Below are 20089 nucleotides of genomic sequence, written 5' to 3'. Positions count from 1 at the left end.
GGCAGCCGCCCCCGCGACGGAATCAGCGGTAGTCGTCCTCGTCCCCGGTGACCACCCGGGCCTGCTCCATCGCGTCCCAGTCGTCGACCTCCAGGCCGCGGTGCGGCTCACTGTCGGCGTCGGCCGGGCCGGCGACCGTGGCCTGCTCGACCGCGTCGGCCGGGTCCGCCTCGGGGTCGCGTTCGTCGGGCGCGAGGTGGTCGCCGGGGGTGAAGTCCTCGTCGGGCTGACCCATCATCCCTCCCGGGGGTCTCGGGGCACGGTCCCCACCCACCGTACGGGTTGGGCCGGCGCACCGCCCGGAAGCGGAGTAGGCGGAATCAGCCCTCGGTGACGCGACCCGGTGCCAGGATGGTGCCGTGGGCTTCCTCATCAGACTGGCGATCACCGCGGTCGCGTTGTGGATAACCACGCTGATCGTGCCCGGGGTCGACGTGCATGGACGCTCGGGTGGCAACACCGCCCTCACCCTGATCGTGGTGGCGCTGATCTTCGGCGTGATCAACGCGGTGCTCAAGCCGGTGATCCGGGTCGTCGGTTGTGTGTTCTACCTGCTCACCCTGGGCCTGTTCGCGCTGGTGGTCAACGCGTTGCTGTTCCTGCTCACCGACCGGATCGCCCGCGGGCTCGACCTGCCGTTCCAGGTGGACGGATTCTGGCCGGCGTTCTGGGGAGCCATCGTGATGACCGTGGTGACCTGGTTGATCAGCGTCATCGTGCCGGACAACCTGGACCGCCGGTGAACGGCTAGCACCCGGGTCGGTTGTTCCGGCGCACCTCACCTACGGGATACTTCCGAGCGGAGGACAGCGCGGTCCGGCGCACAAATGAAGAACAGCGGCCAGCACGGCCGAGAGTGGTAAGTAAGGAGCACATCACATGCCCATCGCTTCCCCCGAGGCTTACGCGGAGATGCTGGACCGCGCCAAGGCTGGCCGGTACGCGTACCCCGCGATCAACGTGACCTCCTCCCAGACGCTGAACGCGGCGCTCAAGGGCTTCGCCGACGCGGAGAGCGACGGCATCATCCAGGTCTCCACCGGTGGCGCCGAATACCTCTCCGGCCCCTCGATCAAGGACATGGTCACCGGCGCGGTCGCGTTCGCCGCGTACGCGCACGAGGTCGCCAAGAAGTACTCGGTGAACATCGCCCTGCACACCGACCACTGCCCGAAGGACAAGCTGGACGGGTTCGTGCGTCCGCTGATGGGCATCTCGCAGGAGCGGGTGAAGCGCGGCGAGCAGCCGCTGTACCAGTCGCACATGTGGGACGGCTCGGCCGTGCCGGTCGCGGAGAACCTTGAGATCGCCGCGCAGCTGCTCGACGAGGCCGCCAAGGCCAAGATCGTCCTTGAGATCGAGGTCGGTGTCGTCGGTGGCGAGGAGGACGGCGTCGAGAACGCCATCAACGACAAGCTCTACACCACCACCGATGACGGCCTGGCCATGGTCGAGGCGCTCGGCCTCGGCGAGAAGGGCCGCTACATGGCGGCGCTGACCTTCGGCAACGTGCACGGCGTCTACAAGCCGGGCAACGTCAAGCTCCGTCCGGAGATCCTCAAGCAGATCCAGGACGCCGTCGGCGCCAAGTACGGCAAGGACAAGCCGCTCAGCCTGGTCTTCCACGGCGGCTCGGGCTCCCTGCTGAGCGAGATCCGCGAGGCTCTGGACTACGGCGTGGTGAAGATGAACATCGACACCGACACCCAGTACGCCTTCACCCGCCCCGTCGTGGACCACATGCTCCGCAACTACGACGGCGTGCTGAAGATCGACGGCGAGGTCGGCAACAAGAAGCAGTACGACCCGCGCGCCTGGGGCAAGGCCGCCGAGGCCGGCCTGGCCGCCCGGGTCGTCGAAGCCTGCGAGCACCTGCGCTCGACCGGCACCACGATGACCAAGTAACGACGTCCCACCCGACGGCCGGCTCCCCGCACGGGGGGGTCGGCCGTCGTCGTCAGGTCGTCAGCAGGCGTACGGCCTCGCGAACGTCGTCGGTGAGGTGGATCGTCGACGACAGGTCACCGAACGGGGACGCGGCCAGCAGCGGACGCAACAGCGCCTCCACCGGCAGCTCGACCGTCCAGTAGGCGCGGTCCAGGAAGATGTACGCCCCGCTGGCGCCGTCGGTGCCGTAGTAGGTCTTGGTGGCCGCCTGGAACACCTCCTGCACGGTGCCCGCCCGACCCGGAGCGAAGACGATGCCGCCCCGGGCGAGGCGCAGGATGGTGTCCTCCCGGATCGCGTTCGAGAAGTACTTGGCGATCCGCCCGGCGAACAGGTTCGCCGGCTCGTGCCCGTACAGCCAGGTCGGGATGGCGAGACCACCCGCACGCGCCCAGCCCAGGTCGTCGCCACGTTGCCGGGGCACCCCCGCGTACCGCTGACGGACCGTCAGCGCCGTGGCCGTGTACCGGTGGTGGTCGGTGAAGTCGGGGGCGGTGGCCAGCAGGTCGATCGCGGCCGTCACATCGGTCGCCGGCCGGTCCGCCAGGTAGGCGCCGAGGTTCGCGGCCTCCATCACACCCGGGCCGCCGCCGGTCACCACCAGCCGGTCGGCCCGCGCCAGCTCCCAACCCAGCACGGCCGCCATCCGGTACGCGGGACTGCCGCGCCGCACCGCGTGCCCGCCCATGATGCCCACCACCGACTGCGGCCCGTGTGCGGCCAGCCAGACCCGGGTGGCGTCGGCCAGCGCGTTGTCCACGCCGTGGTCGTGCAGCCGCTGACCCAGCGCCTCCTTGACGTCCGGCAACGCGCCGCCGTGCGCCCGGTAGTGGTCGTACACCCGGGTGTCGTACATCCCGGTGAACCCGCCCTCGGCGAACCCGGCGGCCAGTTCGTCCGGGGTGTAGAGGTGCGTCGGCTGGGTCGGGTACGGCAATCCGGAGAACGGCGGCACCACGTTCGCGCCACGCCGGACCAGGTCGGCTCCCACGTCCCGGGACGCGAACCGGCAACCGACGAAGAGGGTGCCGGCGACGTCGACGCTGGTCAGGTCGGGCACCGGCACGAGGTCGAGCCGCAGGCCCTGCACGGTCAGCCCGGTCAGCCGACCGGTGGTCAGCTGTTGGTCGAACTCTGCCCGGGTCTGGATCTCACCGGCGTGCAGGTGCGGCTCGATGACGTCCGCGGGAGGTGGGGTCGGCACCCGGCCATCCTGCCCCTCCGCCAGGGCCGGTCAAACCTCGGGCCAGGGGTGGAACCGACAGGAGCCCGGTGGTCGTGGCCACCGGGCTCCTGCATAACCGGTTCCTGGGGAGGCTCCGGACCATTAGTTGTAGTGGAAAACACCAGGCAGCGGCATAGGCCGCAGGCGTGACCAACTCCTCAGCCGTTCAGCGGGACACGTCGGCCGACCCGCTCGCGTGTCGCCCTGCCCAGCGGGTTGAATGGGGCGATGCAGAACCTTTTGCCAGAGCCACCGGCCACCCGCCTGCCCGTGAACGACGAGGCCGACGCCGCCCTGGCCGCCGCCGACGAGGCCGGCACCGATGAGGCGTACGCCAACGTGGCGGCCGGCTTCCCGACCTACAGCGCGGCCTGGGCGGAGCTCGCGGCGCGGGCGTTCGCGCAGGGCCAGGTGGTGACGGCGTACGCGTACGCCCGCACCGGTTACCACCGGGGCCTCGACCAGCTGCGCCGCAGCGGTTGGAAGGGGCACGGCCCGGTGCCGTGGTCACACGAGCCCAACCGGGGCTTCCTCCGCTGCCTCTACGTGCTGTCCCGTGCCGCGGACGAGATCGGCGAGGCCGACGAGGCGGCCCGCTGTGCCCAGTTCCTGCGCGACTGCGACCCGGAAGCGGCGGACGCGCTGGCGAGCAACTGACCCCGCCCCGACGGCCGGCCGGAACGGGCCGGCCGTCGGCGGGTCACAGCCCTTCGGCGACCGCGGCGGCGATCTTCAGCCAGGCGTCCCGGGTGGCCGAGGAGAGCCCGCCGTACCGGATGGGCTCGCCGCTGTCGATGAGCCGCTCGTACGGGGCCAGCAGCACCGCCCGGGTGCGGGCCGCGAAGTGCTCCTGGATGGCCGGCAGGTCGATCTCCTTGCGGGACGGCGGCATCGACACCACCGTCACGGCCTGCCGGACCAGCCGTTGCCGGCCGCTCTGCTCCAGGTGGTCGAGCATCCGGGCGGCGGTCTCGGCGGAGTCGTTACGGGCCGACATGGTGACCACCAACTGGTCGGTGGCGTCCATCGACGCCTGCCAGTTCTGCGCCCGGACGTTGTTCCCGGTGTCCACGAAGATCAACTTGTAGAACCGGCTGACCACCTCACGGATCTCGGCGAACGCGGCGGCCGTCAACATCTCGCCACCGGTGGCCGACTCGTCCGAGGCCAGGACGTCGAACATCCCCTCGCCCTGCGAGCGGACGTACTGCGACAGGTCGCCGACCCGCCCGTGCGCGCCCTGGAACTGCCCGAGGTCACGCAGCATGTCCCGCACCGTGCGGGAGTGGAAGTCCTGCTGGGCGCGCATCCCGAGGGTGCCCTGGGTCTCGTTGTTGTCCCAGGCCAGTACGTAGCCGCCGCGCTTCTGACCGAACGTCATCGCGAGCAGCAGAATGGCCACCGTCTTACCGGCGCCGCCCTTCGGGTTGACCACGGTCACCTGCCGCAGACCGCCGAAGTTGCGGCGCACCATCTCGATGTCCCGTTTGAGCTCCTGCTCGTGCCGCCCCGGAGAGAGCCGGAGCAGGCCCATCTTGTTGACCACCGCGCGTACACCCATGGTCGCCACCGGGTCGGCGGGTCGAACCTGGCGGCGTCGGGCGAAGTCCTCGGCGGTCGGTGCGGCGGTGGTGTCCGGTGTCCAGCTCGCGTCCGGGTACGCGGTCGCGTCCGGGTACGCGGGGGCCGGCATCCGGGTCACCCCGTCGGCCTCCTGGTACGGCTGCCCGGGCGTGCCGCCGGGCGAGCCCTGCTGCCAGGGCGGTGGGTACCAACCCGGCGAGGGCGGGAAGGGCCCGGGCGGCGAGGTCGCCGGCCCGGTTTGCCCAGGAGCGTGCTGCGGTGCGGTGAGGCCGTGCGGTGGGTTGCTGAACTGCGTCACGTCCGGCGGCGGCGGAATCTGCGCCGGGTCGGCCTGGCCGGGGATGGTCGGGGTGAACGGCTGCCCGGGGTGTGCCTGTGCGGGACCGGCGTGCGGGACGACCGGCGGAGGCGGAATCGGAGGCGTCGCGCCGGCCTCGTCCTGAGCGGGCGCGGCCGCGCCGGCCGGGCGTTGCGGCGGGTACGCCCACGGTGACTCGGCGATCGGCCGCGCCGGCCCGTCGGCCGACCCGTCCGCACCGGGCCCACCAGCCTGCTGCCCCGGCTGGCCGGACTGCGGTGTCGGCCCACCAGCCTGCGGCGCGGTCCCGCCGGCCTGCGGTGTCGGCCCGCCGTTCTGTGGTGCCGGCCGGCCAGTCTGTGGTGTCGGCCCACCAGCCTGGGGCGCCGGCCCACCAGGCTGCGGTGCCGCCCCGGCCGCCGCGAGGGCTGCGGCCGAGGAGCCTGCCGGCGTGGGGCCGGCGGCCGTCGCGCTGTCGCTGGCGTCCGGGCCGGCGGCGGACGCCGTGGCCGCTGGGATGGGCCGGTCGGTCGCTGCGGCAGTGGTGGGGCGGTCAGCGGGTGCCGATGCGGCGGGGCGGTCGGTGGCGGCGGTCGGATGGTCCAGGGTGAACGGCAGGTTCAGGTCGACGCCGCCCGGGGTGATCGGCGCGCCGCTCGGGCCCCGGTCGCCGGGCTGTACCTGCGTCGCGTCGCCGGCCTGGCTGGCCGGATCGGGCGCGGCACTGCTCGCGGCGGGCCGACCGTCCCTCGGCGCGGAGGTGGTGCTCGGTGTGGCGGCGGCGGAGACGCCGGGGGCGCTTTGCCCGCCGTTGCTCCCCGGGCCGGCCGACGGCGGCGTCGGCCGGGCACCGGTCGCTGGCGGAGCGGGCGGTGACGCGGCGGCTGGGCCCGTCGGCGGCGGCCAACTCGGCTGCGCCGGCGCCCAACCCGACCCTGCGCCGGACGGGCCGCTGGCCCCCCACCCCCCGGGCGCCGGGACGGCGCCGGTGAGCGACGGGTAGTCCGACGGCGAGGGCGGCGGCTGGGCCGCAGCGCCGGGCTGGCCGGGAACCGGCGGTCGCCCGATCGGCGGCGCGGCCACCGGTGGCGTGACCGGCGGTGTGACCGACGACGGCCCACCACGCTGCTCGGCGACCGCAGCCCACGGCGGCACCGCGCCCCGGTCGCCCGGATCTGGCGGCCAGAGTGGTTCGACGTCCCGCTCCGGCACCGGCTGCTGGCCGGGCACCTGCGCCCGGTCGGCGTTCTCGTCCATTACGGCCCTCCCCAGTCCTCCTGCGAGGATAGGCCCAATCGCCCAACAGGGCCGATCGGCGCAGGCAGGTCGGCCGGTCGATGCCGGTCGAGGTCAGATCGACCAGACCGCCCAGGCGCCCGGCTCGACCCACCAGGAACGCTTACGGGTCAGCTCGCCCTCGACACCATCGTCGAGGTACGGCACCTTGCCCTCCCTGGGCAGCACCGACACCGCCCGCCCACGGGCCCGCCGGACTTCGAGGCGTACCCGCTTGCGCCCCCACGCCGAGCGGACGACCACCGGCACGGCCACCGCGACCTCGACCTGGCCGTCGGCCGGGTCCGGCGCGGTCAGCAGCGCCACGTCGTTGAGCGTCGCGTACCTGCCGGCGTTGCCGACCGCGCAGGCCAGCAGCGGTTCCGCACCGTCGGTGAGGATGGTGTCGTCGACCTCGACCCGGGCGCGCCAGTGCAGCGGCCGGCCGGCGTCGTCGGCAGCGCCGAGGAGCGCGCCGTCCAGGGTCACCGAGCCGCCGTCGTTGCGCAGCAGGTCCAGCCGGCGGGGCGTGCCGTCCAGCACCGCGGCGGCCACCGCCGCAGGGTCACGGGGCAGCCCGAGCTGCGCGGCCAGGTCCCGGTGGGTGCCGCCACGGGCCGGGTCGAGCGGGAGTACGGCCACCGGCGGCAGGTCGGGCAGGGTCCGGTTGCCGGCCAGATCCGCCGGGCGCTTGCTCGGCGCCGGGGCGTACCGCTTGACCAGCCGGCGCAGCACGGCACGCAACTGCCCGTCGCTGGCCGTGGCGACGACCAGCCGGGTCTTGCTGTCCGGGTCCGGCCAGGTGAGGCCGTCCGGGCGGGCCGGGCCGTCGAACCGGGCCAGCACCGCGTCGATCTCGGCGTCGGAGCGGGCGGTGACCGTCTCCACCCGGGCGCCCCGGGCGTTCAGCGCGTCGGCGCACGCCAGCACCGGCACCCGTGGCCGTTCCGTCGCGCACTGCTCGGTGTCGGTCTGGCCGGTGTCGGTCTGGTCGCTGCTGGTCTGGCCGGTGTCGGTCTGGCTCGTCGGGTCGGTGTCGGTCCCGGTCGCGCCGCCGCAGCAGGCCCCACCGCTGCCACAGCCCCCGGGAGCGTCCCGCTCCGAACCGAGGGTGAGCAGCACCACGTCGTACACGGAAGGAGCCTCCTGCCTCTCGACGCGACCCCTGCCGGCCACGCCGTCACTACTTGTTAACCTGACACCCCGGGCTCGCCGAGCGGTCGCCACCTGGCACCCGAGCCTTCTGGAGGCGGAAAAGATGCCAGCGATCGTGCTCATCGGCGCTCAGTGGGGCGACGAGGGCAAGGGCAAGGTTACCGACCTGCTGGGTGAGCGGGTCGACTACGTCGTGCGCTACTCCGGCGGCAACAACGCCGGGCACACGGTGATCACCCCGGACGGCCAGAAGTACGCGCTGCACCTGATGCCGTCCGGCGCGCTCTCGCCGGACGCGATGATCGTCATCGGCAACGGTGTGGTGGTCGACCCGAAGGTGCTGCTCGCCGAGATCGACGGCCTGGCGGAGCGCGGTGTCGACGTGTCCCGGCTGCGGATCTCCGGTGACGCGCACCTGATCATGCCCCACCACCGGGCGCTGGACCGGGTCATCGAGCGCTACCTCGGCTCGTCCCGGATCGGCACCACCGGCCGAGGCATCGGCCCGGCGTACGGCGACAAGGTCGCCCGGATCGGCATCCGCCTCCAGGACCTGCTCGACCCGGGCATCCTGCGCAAGAAGCTGGAACTCGCGCTGCGCGAGAAGAACCAGATCCTGTTCAAGGTCTACAACCGCAAGGCGATCGACCTCGAGGCGACCGTCGAGGAGTACCTGGCGTACGCGGAGCGGCTCAAGCCGTACATCGCGGAGACCCGGGCGATGCTCTGGGACGCCCTGGACCGGGGCGAGACGGTGCTGCTGGAAGGCGCCCAGGCCACCATGCTCGACATGGACCACGGCACCTACCCCTTCGTGACCTCGTCCAACCCGACGGCCGGTGGCGCCTGCGTGGGCGCGGGCATCCCGCCGACCGCGATCAACAAGGTCATCGCGGTGAGCAAGGCGTACACCACCCGGGTGGGTGCCGGGCCGTTCCCGACCGAGCTGTTCGACGCCAACGGTGACCACCTGCGCAAGATCGGCGCGGAGTACGGCACCACCACCGGGCGGGAGCGCCGGTGCGGGTGGTTCGACGCGGTCGTCGCCCGGTACGCCTGCCGCCTCAACGGCGTCACCGACCTGGTCATCACCAAGCTGGACGTGCTCACCGGCCTGCCCAAGGTGCCGATCTGCGTCGGCTACGAGATCAACGGCGTCCGGGTCGACGACATGCCGATGAGCCAGACGGACTTCCACCACGCCAAGCCCGTCTTCGAGGAACTCGACGGCTGGTGGGAGGACATCACCAAGGCCCGCACCATCGACGACCTCCCGGAGAACGCCCGCCGCTACATCGCGAGGGTCGAAGAACTCTGCAACACGAGGGTGAGCGTGGTAGGCGTAGGCCCCGGCCGAGAAGAAAACGTAGTCCTCCACCCCCTCCTCCCCTAACCCCGCCCCCGCCGCGATCGCCTCGGTGATCATGGGGTTAACGGGCTATTCGATCTACAAGAGTCCCGTTAACCCCATGATCACTGAGATGGTGGGCACCGTTGTCCACAGGGTTGTCCACAGGGCTGGTGGTTGGGGTGGTTGAGCGGTCAGCGTGGGCTCTGTGGATCGCGCAGAGTTTGTTCGCTCGGTTGCTGCCACGCAGGATGGCCTGATCACCCGAGCGCAGGCGCTCAGAGCCGGCTTCAGCCGGCACGACATCGACCGTCTGGTAGCTGGTGGTCGTTGGCAATCACTTGCTCGAGCGGTCTATCTGACGCGCGGCCCGCACGATGACCCACCTGCTCGTCGGTGTCGCATTCGTGCTGCCGTTCTCTCGCTGGGCCCGACGGCTCATGCGGTGTTCGGCACCGCGGCCGAGTTGTACGGCATCGCCGGACTGCCGCGTCGGGACGAGATCCATGTGGCGCTGCCGGGCAGGGCGGCGAAGATGGCGCGGGTGTCGGACCCCGCTATCGTGCTGCACCAACTCGAACGCCCTCCGGGCGCGGTGGTGCAGGTGAACGGGATCGCGGCTACGGAGCCACGGCTGACCGTTGCCGAAATCATCCTGCGGGAGTGCCGGTACGCGGCGGTGTCGGTGCTCGATTCCGCCCTCAACCGCGGGCAACTCACGCCCGAATGCCTGGCAACCATTCCAGCGCTGATTCGAGGCCGACGTGGTGCGGTCGCAGCACGCGGCTACCTCGCTGAGGCGGACGGCCGGGCCCAGTCGCCACTGGAGACTCGCTCTCGGCTGCGATGCGTTGACGGGGGAGTTCCGCCGGACACGCTGCAGTTGGAGGTGCGCGACGATGACGGCTATCTGCTCGGCATTGGCGACCTGGGCTGGCGCGGCCCAAGGCTGATCGCCGAAGCGGACGGCCGAGACGCGCACGGCACCCCGGAGGCCGCCTACGCCGACCGCCGTCGCCAGAACCGCCTGGTCAACGCCGGCTGGACCATCCTCCGTTTCACCTGGCAGGACACCCTCCACCCCACCTACATTCCCCACACGGTCCGCCAAGCGATCGCAGCCCTTCGTGCCCGTTGATCATGAGGTTGACTGGCTAGTGGATCACCAGATGACCCGTCAACCTCATGATCAACGGCGAGGTAACGGGGGACAGTAGGATCTCGGGCGTGCGGGTTCTTTTGGTGGGTGGTGGCGGGCGCGAGCACGCGCTTGCGCTCGGGTTGGTGGGCGATCCAGGTGTTTCGGCGCTGATTGCGGCACCGGGTAATCCGGGGATCGCCGGCGTGGCTGAGCTGCGAGCGGTCACTCCGACAGATCCGGCCGCTGTGGCGGCGTTGGCCGTGGAGGTGGCGGCTGACCTGGTGGTGGTCGGGCCCGAGGCGCCGCTGGTCGCCGGGGTTGCCGACGCGGTACGGGCCAAGGGCATCGCCGTGTTCGGTCCATCCGGTGCGGCCGCACAGCTGGAGGGCTCGAAGGCGTTCGCCAAGGACGTGATGACCGCCGCCGGCGTGCCGACCGCACGGGCGTACGTCTGCGCGGACGAGGAGAGCACCGCTCGGGCGCTGGACGAGTTCGGCGCACCGTACGTGGTGAAGGACGACGGGCTCGCCGCCGGCAAGGGCGTGGTGGTGACCGACGACCGGGCCGCCGCGTTGGCGCACGCCAACGAGTGTGGACGGGTCGTCATCGAGGAGTTCCTCGACGGCCCGGAGGTCAGCCTCTTCGTGGTCACCGACGGCGAGGCGGCGCTGCCGTTGTTGCCGGCACAGGACTTCAAGCGGCTCGGCGACGGCGACACCGGGCCGAACACCGGCGGCATGGGCGCGTACGCACCGCTGCCCTGGGCCCCGTCCGGCCTGGTCGACGACGTGATGCGCGATGTGGTGCACCCGACGCTCGCGGAGATGCGTCGCCGGGGCACCCCGTTCGCCGGCCTGCTCTACGTCGGGCTCGCGATCACCGCCGCCGGCCCTCGGGTGATCGAGTTCAACGCGCGCTTCGGTGACCCGGAGACCCAGGTGGTGCTCGCGCTGCTGGAGACCCCGCTGGGTGGGCTGCTGCACGCCGCGGCCACCGGCACGTTGGCCGAGCACCCGCCGCTGCGGTGGCGGGACGGCAGCGCCGTGACCGTGGTGCTCGCCTCGGCGGGCTATCCGGCCGCGCCGCGCACCGGTGACGTGATCACCGGTGCGGACCGTCCGGGCATCATCCACGCGGGCACCGCCCGCCGGGCCAGCGACGGCGCGTTGCTCTCCGCCGGCGGCCGGGTCCTCTGCGGTACGGCCACCGGCGCCGACCTGGCCACTGCGCGGGACGCCGCGTACGCGCTGGTGGACGGGGTGGAGTTGGCCGGCTCGCAGCACCGCACCGACATCGCCACCGCCGCGATCGAGGATCGGATCACGATTCCCGGCTGAACTCAGGCAACCCCCGGCCACCCCGCTGCCGTTTGAGCGGTGAGACGAGGGGGTGGCCGGAATGCCGGTCGATGTCGAGAGTTACCGCGACTACGTCAGCGCACGGCTGGAGCCGCTGCGTCGCACGGCGTACCTGCTCTGCGGTGACTGGCACACGGCCGACGACCTGGTGTCCACGGCGTTGGTCAAGTTGCTCCGGCACTGGTCACGGGTGTCCGTCATGGACAACCCGGACGCGTACGTCCGGCGGACCCTGCTGCGGGTCTGGTTGGACGAGCGGCGTCGGCCCTGGCGGCGGGAGGCTGCCTGGGCCGAGGTGCCCGATCGCGCGGTCGCGCCCGCTGGTACCGACGGCGCGGCTGACCGCCTGACCATCCTCGCTCTGCTGGCCGAGCTGCCGCCGCGCCGCCGTGCGGTCCTCGTGTTGCGCTACTTCTGCGACCTGTCCGTCGAGGAGACCGCGCGGGAGCTCGGCTGCACTCCAGGCACCGTCAAGAGCCAGTCGGCGCGTGGCATCGAGGCGATGAGAGCTCGCCTCGCCCCGATGCCGGATCGAGTCGAGGAGGTACGCAACGATGGATGAGCTCTACGACCAGCTGCGTGCGGCGGTGGCCCAGGCGCCGCCGACCCGGATCGACGTGGACGAACTGATCCTGGCCGACCGGCGTCGCCGCCAGCACCGGGCGTGGGCGTTGACCGGCTCCGGGGTGGCGGTGGCCGTGATCGCACTGACGTCGACACTGATCACCGGGCCGTACCGGGATTCGCGGGAGCCGACGGCGAACACCGGCCCGTCGCTCTGTGCCCCGCTGAACGCGTCTCCCAGCGGGCAGGTGTCGCCGTTCGAGCGGTACGGCTCGGCGCCCCCGTTCCCGTCGGAGCAGCCGGCCACAGCGGCGGTGCGGCTGACGGTGGCGCTGCGCGACGCCCTGAGCGTCAACCTGCCTCGGGACCTGACTGTCGAGTCGGGGGTGCCGGGGTGTCCCCTGCCGCAGCTGTCGTACGAGCGCACGGTGACGGGGTACGTCTACGGGGTGACGGTCAAGCTGTCCCGGGGCGATGATCGTGGCGATCTGGTCATCGGGCTGAGTCCGGCCCTCGGGGCGGTACCTGCCTGCATGCTGCCCATGCATCCGACGAAAGACTGCTCAACAGATCAGCTCCCGGACGGCACCCAGATGGCGTTGGGCACCGAGGTCGACCCGGCGGCGGGCACCAGCCGCCGCTCTGCGACGGTGCTGCGTCCCGACGGGACGTCGGTGACGGTCAAGCTGGTTCAGGCCGGTGCGTCAGTGGACGACCTGTTGCTGACCGAGGACCAGTTGGTGACCATCGGCCGGTGGCCGGGTTTCAACCTGTACCCGTGAGCGACGCGCCTCCCCACCGTCAGCCGTAGTAGCGGCGCAGCTCTCGGGTGAGCACCTTGCCGGTGGCGTTGCGGGGCAGGTACTTCACGAAGATCACGTCCCGGGGGACGCTGAACCGGGCCAGGAAGTGCCGGACATACTCGCGGACCGCCTCGGGGTCGAGCGTCTCGCCGGGGTGCAGCGCGAGGAACGCGGAGAGGCGCTGACCGTACTCGGGGTCGGGCACGCCGATCACGGCCGCCTCGCGGACCTGTGGCAGTTGCGCGAGCAGGTCCTCCACCTCGGACGGGAAGACGTTCTCGCCGCCAGAGACGATCATGTCGTCGGCCCGGCCGTCGACGAAGAGCAGCCCGTCGGCGTTGAGCCGGCCGAGGTCGCCGGTGTCGAGCAGGCCGTCGCGGGTTTCCCGGCTGGCACCGGAGGTGTAGCCCTCGAAGAGCATCTCGTTGCCGACGAAGATCCGCCCGACCCGTCCGGCCGGTACGGGTTGGCCGTCGTCGTCGAGCAGCTCCAGCCGGGTGCCGTGCGGCGGGCGACCAGCGGCGGTGGGTGCCTGACGCAGGTCCTGCGGGCCGGCGATGGAGGCCCAGGAGACCTCGGTGGACCCGTAGAGGTTGTAGAGGACGTCTCCGTAGACGTCCATGAACTTGGGGGCCAGCCCGCCGGGCAGGGCGGAGCCGCTGACCGCGACGACAGTGAGTGGGGGGCGCGGGTCCGGCGGGGGCACCTCCAGCAGCCGTTGCACCATCACCGGTACGGCGAAGAGCGCGTTGCACCGGTGCGCGGTCAGGGCGGCGAGCGTGGCGGCCGGGTCGAAGCGGCGGTGCAGCACGATGGTGGCCCGTAGTGCCAGGCAGACCTGGAGGGCGGCGAATCCCCAGGTGTGGAAGATCGGTGCGGCGATCATCACCCGGTCCCGGGCGTGCAGCGGGATGCGGTCGATGATGGACACCAGTGGGCCGAAGCCGCTGGGCGTCGGCCGGCGGGCGCCCTTGGGCGTACCGGTGGTGCCGGAGGTGAGCACGATGATCCGGCCGTCGCGCTCGGGCGGGTGAAGGTCACCCGGCAGCGCCCCGGCCACCAACTCCTCGCGGGCGCGTTCGTCGAGCCGGTGCAGCTCGGCGGGGAGGCCGAGGACCCGCTCGGCGAACTCGTCGTCGTGCACGAGGAGCCGTAGCCGCTGCTCCTCGGCGACGGTGCCCAGCTGGGCGGCGCTGAGCCCGGTGTTGACCAGTACCGCGTCGACGCCGAGCAGGGTGGCGGCGACGATCGTCTCGATCAGCCCGTGGTGGTTGCGGCAGAGCACGCCGATCCGGTCGCCGGCCTGTACGCCGAGCCCGGCCCGCATCGAGCGGGCCATCCGTTCGGCCCGGTCGAGCAGGTCGTGGTAGGTCAGCTCGACGCCGTTCTCATCGATGACGGCGGGGCGGCCCGGGTCCCGGGCGGCTGCCTGGCGTAGCTCGCCTGCCAGGCTCCAGCCCCACGTCCGCAACGCGTTGAGCTGCGAGGCGACCCGGACCGGGCTGCCGGGGGTGAGTAGCCCGCGACGGGTCAGCGTGGCAACGATGAACGGCAGGTCCATGCCGCAGACCTCCTCGGGGTGGTGCGCGGACGGGGCGGCGGCCGGCCCGTCCATCAGGGCTTCTTTCCTTGATCATGCACTGGGCGCGGCTGAGGGCCCAGTTGGCGTCGGCGTGGGGTGACAAAGACGGCACGGATCGTGGAATCCGGGCCACCGTCGGCCCGACCCCCGGTCGAGGAGGGCTGGGCCGGCGGCGGTCAGCGGATCTGCATCCCGGAGATCGCCCGGGAGATGACCAGTCGTTGGATCTCCGAGGTGCCCTCGAAGATGGTGTAGATCTTGGCGTCCCGGTACCAGCGCTCGACCGGGTGGTCACGCAGGAAGCCGGCTCCGCCGAGCAGTTGTACGGCCTTCTCGGTGACCGACACGGCCACCTCGCCGGCCTTGAGCTTGGACATCGACCCTTCGCCCGCGGTGAACGGGCGGTTGTTGCGGCCCATCCACGAGGCCCGCCAGACCAGCAGCCGCGCCGCGTCGATCTCCATCCGCATGTCGGCCAGCGCGAACGCGACCGCCTGGTTCTCGATGATCGGGCGTCCGAACTGGACCCGGTCCTTCGCGTAGTCGAGGGAGTATTCGTAGGCGGCCCGGGCCACGCCGAGCGCCTGGGCGCCGACGGTGGGTCGGGACAGCTCGAAGGTGCGCATCGCGGCCTGTCCGGTGGCCCGCTGACCGGAGCGGGCCCGGTCCAGGCGTTCCAGCAGGGCGTCCCGTCCGCCGAGCAGGCAGCGGCCGGGTACGCGTACCCCGTCGAGGAAGACGTCGGCGGTGTGTGACGCGCGGAGGCCGAGTTTGCGCAGCTTGCGGGTGGCGGCCAGGCCGGGGGTGCCCGGTGGTACGACGAACGCCGCCTGACCCCGGGAGCCGAGCGCGGGGTCGACGGAGGCGGTGACCACGTGCACTCCGGCGATTCCGCCGTTGGTGGCGTACGCCTTCTGGCCGGTGAGCACCCACTCGTCGGTGGCCTCGTCGTAGACGGCCCGGGTGCGCATCGCGCCGACGTCGGAGCCGGCTTCCGGCTCGCTGGTGCAGAAGGCGGCGACGGCCGGCGAGTCGACGTCGCCGAAGCACTGTGGCACCCATTCGACCATCTGGTCGGGGGTGCCGGCGCCGTAGATGGCGGCGACAGCGAGCGAGGTGCCGAAGATACTCAGGCCGATGCCGGCGTCACCCCAGAAGAGTTCCTCGCTGGCGATCGGCAGGGAGAGCCCGGTCGGGTCGGCCCAGCAGGTGGCGAGGAACTCGAAGCCGTAGAGGCCGACCTTGGCGGCTTCCTGGATCACCGGCCACGGGGTGTCCTCGCGCTCGTCCCACTCGGCGGCGGCTGGGCGCACGACCTCGGCGGCGAAGCCGTGCACCCAGTCGCGTAGATCCCGCTGTTCCTCGTTCAGGTCGAGCGAGAACTCAGCCATGTCAGGCCTTGGGGATGTCGAACAGGTTGGCGATGTTGGCGGCGAGGCCGAGGTCGCCCTTCGCCTTCAACTTGCCGGTCATGAACATCATCACCGGGTTGGCGCCACCGGAGACGATCTTCAGGAACTCGACCGGGCCCATGGTGAGGCTCAGCTTCGGGTCGTGCTGCGGGGTCTCGTTCACGACGCAGGTGCCGTCGGCGATGACCACCTCGTAGGTGTCGCTGCCGCCGTCGGGGCGACCGGTGATGATCCAGTGGATGACCGCGTTGGTGGAACCGGCCCGGTCCGCGCGGAACAGCGACGGCATCCGGCCGAACACCTCGCCCAGGACCTTGTCGCGCATGTCGCCGGACATCACCTGGGCGATCTTGTCGTCCGGGGTGGACTTGACCAGCTGGGCGAACTCCTTGGGGCCGACGTTGGCGAAGGTGGCCGGGTCGAAGTCAGTCATCAGGTGTGCCTTCCGGAAGATTGGCTACTCGCGCGTAACCCTACGCACGAGTAGGTATGCTCGCAAGGTGTCCAGCGTCCCCGCATTCAAGCGCCTGCCTCGCGCCGTCCGCGAGCAGCAGATGCTCGACGCGGCCGTCAAGGTCTTCTCCCGACGTGGCTTCCACGCCGCCAGCATGGACGAGATCGCCGAGGACGCCGGCATCTCCAAACCCATGGTGTACGCGTACCTCGGCACCAAGGAGGAGCTCTTCGTCGCCTGCCTGCACCGGGAGGGCACCCGGATGATGCAGGCCATCGCCGGGGCGGCGGCCCCCGACCTGCCGGCCGACGAGCGGCTCTGGCGCGGGCTGAGGGCGTTCTTCGGCTTCGTGGGCGCCCACCGGGACGGCTGGGCGGTGCTCTACCGGCAGGCCCGGGGCGAGCAGCCCTTCGCCGGCGAGTTGGCCGCCATGCGGGCCCGGCTGGTCGACGTGGTCGCCGGAATGCTCGACCACGCGCTGCGCGCCGAGGGCCGCGAGATCGCCGCCATCGACCTGGAGGTCGTCGCGTACGCCCTGGTCGGCGCCACCGAGTCGTTGGCCGACTGGCTCGCTGACCACCCGGACGCCGACCCGGAGAAGACGGCCACCCGGATGATGAACGTGGCCTGGCTCGGTGCCGCCCAACTGCTGCACGGCGTCACCTGGCGTCCGCCGGCCGACTGACGGCCCCGCCGGGAAGAGCGTCGGTACCCGGCTCGCCGGCCCGCGCCGTACGGCGGCGGTTGCGGAGCCAACGGACCACCTCGACGACCACCGTCACCGTCAGGGCGAGGCCCAGACCGAGCAGGAGACCACGCAGCGGGTCCTGCTCGAAGGCCAGCCCGCCGACGTAGCCGACCAGCGCCGAGTAGAGCCCCCACGAGCCGGCGGCCAGCGCGTCGAAGGCCAGGAACCGTCGCCGTGGATAGCGCACCGCCCCCATGGTGAGGGTGACAGCGGTCCGGCCACCCGGAATGTAGCGGGCCACGGTGAGGATCAGACCGCCCCGGGTGGCGATCCCCCGACGGGCCCGGTCGATGGCGGCTCGGCGTCGACCGTCGGGCGGCAGCCGGTCGAGCAGCCGGGTGCCGCCACCCCGCCCGATGGCGTACGAGATGTGGTCGCCGACCAGCGCCCCGGCGGCGGCCACCAGGATCACCGCCGGGAGGTACGGCGCTCCGGAGGCCGCGAACACCCCCGCGGTGATCACCGCCGTCTCGCTCGGCACCACCGGGAAGAAGCCGTCGAGCACCGCGATCGCGAAGATCGCCAGGTACACCCAGGGCGAGGACATCGTGTCGTGCAGCAGGTCGAGCAGATCCATGATCCCGATGCTGGTCGGGGCGGCGGCTCCCGACATCGGCCAGTGGTCAGGTGGGCGGCACTACTTAGGTAGCGGCAGGCCCGGACTGTGCCTCGGGGTCATCCCCCACCTCACCCCGGTACGGCGCTGCGGGGCGACCCGATGCGTCGGCTGAGCCCTAGGCTCGCTGCGTGGCCTCCAGCGCCGTCGCCCTCCGGCGGGTCGTCCATCGGTACGCCCCGCCGCTGCTCGCCGTCCTGGTCGCCGCGGCCGTGTGGGCCAGTGCGACCGGTGACATCGGGGTCCGCTCACCGCTGCCGAGCGTGGTCGTGCTGCTGATCGCACTGGGCTCGGCGTGGGCCGCCGCCACGGTCCGGACCCGCCGCTGGCCGTTGTTCCTGGCTGCGGCGGTCGGCTGGTTGGTGCTCGCCGCGGCGGCCGCCGGGGTGCTGGCCTCGTACCAGGCGGGTCTGCGGTTGCGCGGTCGCCAACTCGCCGGCTACCTCGCCGGGGCGGCTCTGGTGCTGACCGGCGGGGTGCTGGTCGGGCTGGCGGTGGGTGGCGTACGCCGGATCACCACCGCCAGCACCGGCAACGTCCTGCTGCTCGCCGCCTGCCTGGTGGGGCTTCCGTTGGTCTTCGGCCTCTGGGTGCGGGCCCGTCAGGACACGCTCGCCGCTCTGCGAGACCGGGCCGAACGGCTGGAACGCGAGCAGGAAGCCCGCGCCGACCGGGTCCGCGCCGAGGAGCGGACCCGGATCGCCCGGGAGATGCACGACGTGGTGGCGCATCGGGTCTCGTTGATGGTGGTGCATGCCGGGGCGCTGGAGGTGACCGCCGTGGACCCGACGACCGTCGAGGCCGCCGCGCTGATCCGGACGACCGGCCGGCAGGCCCTCACCGACCTGCGCGAGGTGCTGGGTGTGCTGCGCCAGGCCGGCCCGGCCGTGACACCGGAGCGGGGGCTCGACACGTTGGACGAGTTGATCGGGGAGTCCCGTGCCGCCGGGCTGCGGGTGTCCCGGCAGGACGAGGGTGTGCCGATGGCACTTCCGGCGACGCTGGGGCGTACCGCGTACCGGGTGGTCCGTGAGGCGTTGACCAACGTACGCAAGCACGCGGCCGACGCCGAGACGACGGTCTGCCTGCGCTACCTGCCCGACGGGCTGGAGGTGCTGGTCCGCAACGGCCCGTCCGAGGGCGGGTCGACGCTGCCGGGTGCCGGGCAGGGGCTGCTCGGGCTGCGTGAGCGGGTCGAGCTGCTCGGCGGCCGGTTGGAGGCAGCTCCCGTGGACGGCGGCTTCCTGGTCCGGGCCCTGATCCCGCTGGCGGGTGCGGCGTGATCCGGGTGGTGGTGGTCGACGACGAGCAGCTTGTTCGGGCCGGGCTGCGGCTGATCCTCGAAGCGGCGGAGGACATCACTGTCGTCGGTGAGGCAGCGGACGGCACCGGCGCGCTGGAGCAGGCCCAGCGGTTACGCCCCGACGTGGTGCTGCTCGACGTGCGGATGCCGGGCGTCGACGGGCTGACCGTGGCGCCCGACGTGGTCGCCGTCGGCCCAAAGGTGATCATGTTGACCACCTTCGACCTCGACGAGTACGTGCACCGGGCGCTGCGGGCCGGCGCGGTCGGCTTCCTGCTCAAGGACACCCCGCCCCGCGAGTTGGCCGCCGCCGTTCGTACGGTTGCCGCCGGTAACGCGATGCTCGCCCCGACGGTGACCCGGCGCCTGATCAGCTCGTTCGCCGAGCGTGGTCCGGCCCGCCGGGACGCGGCCCGTGAGCGGCTCGCACCGCTGACCGAGCGTGAGCTGGCGATCGTCCGGGAGGTGGCGCGCGGGCACGGCAACGCGGAGATCGCCCGGCGGCTGACGATGAGCGAGGCCACCGTCAAGGCGCACGTCAGCCGGGCGCTGGCGAAACTCCACGCGGGCAATCGGGTGCAGCTGGCCATCCTGGTGTACGACGCCGACCTGCTGTGACGGGTGTCAGGTCGATCCGGCCCGGTCGGTGGTGGCGGCGGCGCGGCGGCGCGCCCGGTGGCGCAGCCAACGGATGGCCTCGATGCCCAGCGTGACGATCAGTGACAGGCCGATCCCGGCGAGGACGCCCTTGACGGGGTGCCGTTCGAAGGCCAGCCCACCGAAGTAGCCGAGCAGTCCGCAGTACAGGGCCCAGGTGACCGCCGCGATCGCGTCGTACAGCAGGAACGACCGGCGGGGATAGCGCACCGCGCCCATGGTGAGGGTGACGGCGGTCCGCCCGCCCGGCAGATACCGGGAAGTGGTCAGGATCAGCCCGCCGCGCCGGTTCAGCGCGCGCCGGGCCCACTCCGAGCTGGCTCGTCGGCGGCTGCCGTCGGGAAACCCGGCGAGGCGTCTCGCGCCGCCACCGCGTCCGATGGCGTACGAGACGTGGTCACCGGCGCAGGCGCCCAGCGCGGCGGCGACGATCACCGCCGCCAGCTGGGGATTTCCGCTGGTGGAGAGGACGGCGGCGGTGATGACGGCCGCCTCGCCGGGTACGGCTGGAAAGAACGCGTCGACCGCCGTGAGCCCGAAGATCAGTAGGTACACCCACGGTGAGGTGACCAGCTGTCGGAGCAGGTCGAGCGCGGAGTCCATGCCCCCATGCTCGCCG

20 protein-coding genes are annotated in these 20089 nt (G+C 72.1%); 11 read left to right on the top strand and 9 right to left on the bottom strand.

Going from position 1 to position 20089, the window contains the following annotated elements:
- Nucleotides 1-22: 22 nt before the first annotated feature.
- Nucleotides 23-235 (bottom strand): hypothetical protein, encoded by a 213-nt coding sequence (locus tag ABTW72_RS05740; RefSeq protein ID WP_350854749.1) that lies wholly within the window; start codon nt 233-235, stop codon nt 23-25.
- Nucleotides 236-359: 124 nt separating this feature from the next.
- On the opposite strand from ABTW72_RS05740, the gene ABTW72_RS05735 reads away from it, so the two are divergent.
- Nucleotides 360-743: a phage holin family protein gene (locus ABTW72_RS05735; protein ID WP_350854746.1), complete on the top strand. Its 384-nt coding sequence runs from the start codon at nt 360-362 to the stop codon at nt 741-743.
- Between the two features lie 136 nt (nt 744-879).
- Nucleotides 880-1905 (top strand): class II fructose-bisphosphate aldolase, encoded by a 1026-nt coding sequence (gene fbaA / locus ABTW72_RS05730; RefSeq protein ID WP_350854743.1) that lies wholly within the window; start codon nt 880-882, stop codon nt 1903-1905.
- 52 nt (nt 1906-1957) lie between these two features.
- Here fbaA and ABTW72_RS05725 read toward each other — a convergent pair whose 3' ends face one another.
- Nucleotides 1958-3151, bottom strand: coding sequence for an LOG family protein (locus ABTW72_RS05725; protein ID WP_350854740.1), 1194 nt, complete (start codon nt 3149-3151; stop codon nt 1958-1960).
- A 249-nt stretch (nt 3152-3400) separates the two neighbouring features.
- Here ABTW72_RS05725 and ABTW72_RS05720 point away from each other — a divergent pair, with 249 nt between their 5' ends.
- Entirely contained in the window at nt 3401-3829 is a 429-nt protein-coding gene (locus ABTW72_RS05720; protein WP_091396135.1) for a DUF3151 domain-containing protein, read from the top strand.
- 43 nt (nt 3830-3872) lie between these two features.
- Here the strand turns inward: ABTW72_RS05720 and ABTW72_RS05715 are convergent, their stop codons facing one another.
- The gene (locus ABTW72_RS05715; RefSeq protein WP_502892168.1) at nt 3873-5699 is read right to left on the bottom strand and encodes a MinD/ParA family ATP-binding protein; all 1827 of its coding nucleotides are present in this window, start codon (nt 5697-5699) and stop codon (nt 3873-3875) included.
- Between the two features lie 705 nt (nt 5700-6404).
- Nucleotides 6405-7463, bottom strand: a complete 1059-nt coding sequence (locus ABTW72_RS05710) for a diacylglycerol kinase family protein (protein ID WP_350854736.1) — start codon at nt 7461-7463, stop codon at nt 6405-6407.
- A gap of 124 nt (nt 7464-7587) precedes the next feature.
- Here ABTW72_RS05710 and ABTW72_RS05705 point away from each other — a divergent pair, with 124 nt between their 5' ends.
- The 5 genes from ABTW72_RS05705 to ABTW72_RS05685 all read left to right on the top strand — a co-directional run bounded on the left by ABTW72_RS05705 (nt 7588) and on the right by ABTW72_RS05685 (nt 12677).
- Nucleotides 7588-8877: an adenylosuccinate synthase gene (locus tag ABTW72_RS05705; RefSeq protein ID WP_091396127.1), complete on the top strand. Its 1290-nt coding sequence runs from the start codon at nt 7588-7590 to the stop codon at nt 8875-8877.
- 163 nt (nt 8878-9040) lie between these two features.
- Entirely contained in the window at nt 9041-9970 is a 930-nt protein-coding gene (locus ABTW72_RS05700) for a type IV toxin-antitoxin system AbiEi family antitoxin domain-containing protein (protein WP_350854732.1), read from the top strand.
- Nucleotides 9971-10059: 89 nt separating this feature from the next.
- Nucleotides 10060-11310, top strand: a complete 1251-nt coding sequence (gene purD, locus ABTW72_RS05695) for a phosphoribosylamine--glycine ligase (RefSeq protein ID WP_350854730.1) — start codon at nt 10060-10062, stop codon at nt 11308-11310.
- A 61-nt stretch (nt 11311-11371) separates the two neighbouring features.
- Nucleotides 11372-11893 (top strand): SigE family RNA polymerase sigma factor, encoded by a 522-nt coding sequence (locus tag ABTW72_RS05690; RefSeq protein WP_350854727.1) that lies wholly within the window; start codon nt 11372-11374, stop codon nt 11891-11893.
- Nucleotides 11886-12677, top strand: coding sequence for a hypothetical protein (locus ABTW72_RS05685; RefSeq protein ID WP_350854724.1), 792 nt, complete (start codon nt 11886-11888; stop codon nt 12675-12677). The genes ABTW72_RS05690 and ABTW72_RS05685 overlap by 8 nt, the downstream gene beginning before the upstream one ends.
- A 19-nt stretch (nt 12678-12696) precedes the next feature.
- Here the strand turns inward: ABTW72_RS05685 and ABTW72_RS05680 are convergent, their stop codons facing one another.
- The 3 genes from ABTW72_RS05680 to ABTW72_RS05670 all read right to left on the bottom strand — a co-directional run bounded on the left by ABTW72_RS05680 (nt 12697) and on the right by ABTW72_RS05670 (nt 16125).
- Nucleotides 12697-14259: an AMP-binding protein gene (locus ABTW72_RS05680; protein WP_350855427.1), complete on the bottom strand. Its 1563-nt coding sequence runs from the start codon at nt 14257-14259 to the stop codon at nt 12697-12699.
- 197 nt (nt 14260-14456) lie between these two features.
- Nucleotides 14457-15671 carry an acyl-CoA dehydrogenase family protein gene (locus tag ABTW72_RS05675; protein ID WP_112677494.1) on the bottom strand — a complete coding sequence of 405 codons (1215 nt, stop codon included), beginning with the start codon at nt 15669-15671 and terminating at the stop codon, nt 14457-14459.
- A 1-nt stretch (nt 15672) separates the two neighbouring features.
- Nucleotides 15673-16125 carry an SCP2 sterol-binding domain-containing protein gene (locus ABTW72_RS05670; protein ID WP_030332160.1) on the bottom strand — a complete coding sequence of 151 codons (453 nt, stop codon included), beginning with the start codon at nt 16123-16125 and terminating at the stop codon, nt 15673-15675.
- 67 nt (nt 16126-16192) lie between these two features.
- Here ABTW72_RS05670 and ABTW72_RS05665 point away from each other — a divergent pair, with 67 nt between their 5' ends.
- Nucleotides 16193-16831: a TetR/AcrR family transcriptional regulator gene (locus ABTW72_RS05665; RefSeq protein ID WP_350854720.1), complete on the top strand. Its 639-nt coding sequence runs from the start codon at nt 16193-16195 to the stop codon at nt 16829-16831.
- Here ABTW72_RS05665 and ABTW72_RS05660 read toward each other — a convergent pair.
- Nucleotides 16806-17471 (bottom strand): DedA family protein, encoded by a 666-nt coding sequence (locus ABTW72_RS05660; protein WP_502892160.1) that lies wholly within the window; start codon nt 17469-17471, stop codon nt 16806-16808. The two genes, ABTW72_RS05665 and ABTW72_RS05660, sit on opposite strands and share 26 nt — an antisense overlap.
- 170 nt (nt 17472-17641) lie before the next feature.
- Between ABTW72_RS05660 and ABTW72_RS05655 the strand changes: the two genes are divergently transcribed.
- Together ABTW72_RS05655 and ABTW72_RS05650 are read left to right on the top strand one after the other, a co-directional pair.
- The gene (locus ABTW72_RS05655; protein ID WP_350854718.1) at nt 17642-18793 is read left to right on the top strand and encodes a sensor histidine kinase; all 1152 of its coding nucleotides are present in this window, start codon (nt 17642-17644) and stop codon (nt 18791-18793) included.
- A complete protein-coding gene (locus ABTW72_RS05650) occupies nt 18790-19431 on the top strand; it encodes a response regulator (RefSeq protein ID WP_350854716.1) in 642 nt (213 codons plus the stop codon). Before ABTW72_RS05655 ends, ABTW72_RS05650 begins: the two co-directional genes overlap by 4 nt.
- Before the next feature lie 6 nt (nt 19432-19437).
- On the opposite strand, the gene ABTW72_RS05645 is transcribed toward ABTW72_RS05650, so the two are convergent.
- Nucleotides 19438-20073, bottom strand: coding sequence for a DedA family protein (locus ABTW72_RS05645; protein WP_350854714.1), 636 nt, complete (start codon nt 20071-20073; stop codon nt 19438-19440).
- Nucleotides 20074-20089: the final 16 nt, after the last annotated feature.

The organism is Micromonospora sp. NPDC127501, from assembly GCF_040302185.1.
Taxonomy (GTDB): Bacteria; Actinomycetota; Actinomycetes; order Mycobacteriales; family Micromonosporaceae; genus Micromonospora.
Note: the sequence above shows the minus strand (reverse complement) of the source record. Positions and strands in the feature narration are given on the sequence as shown.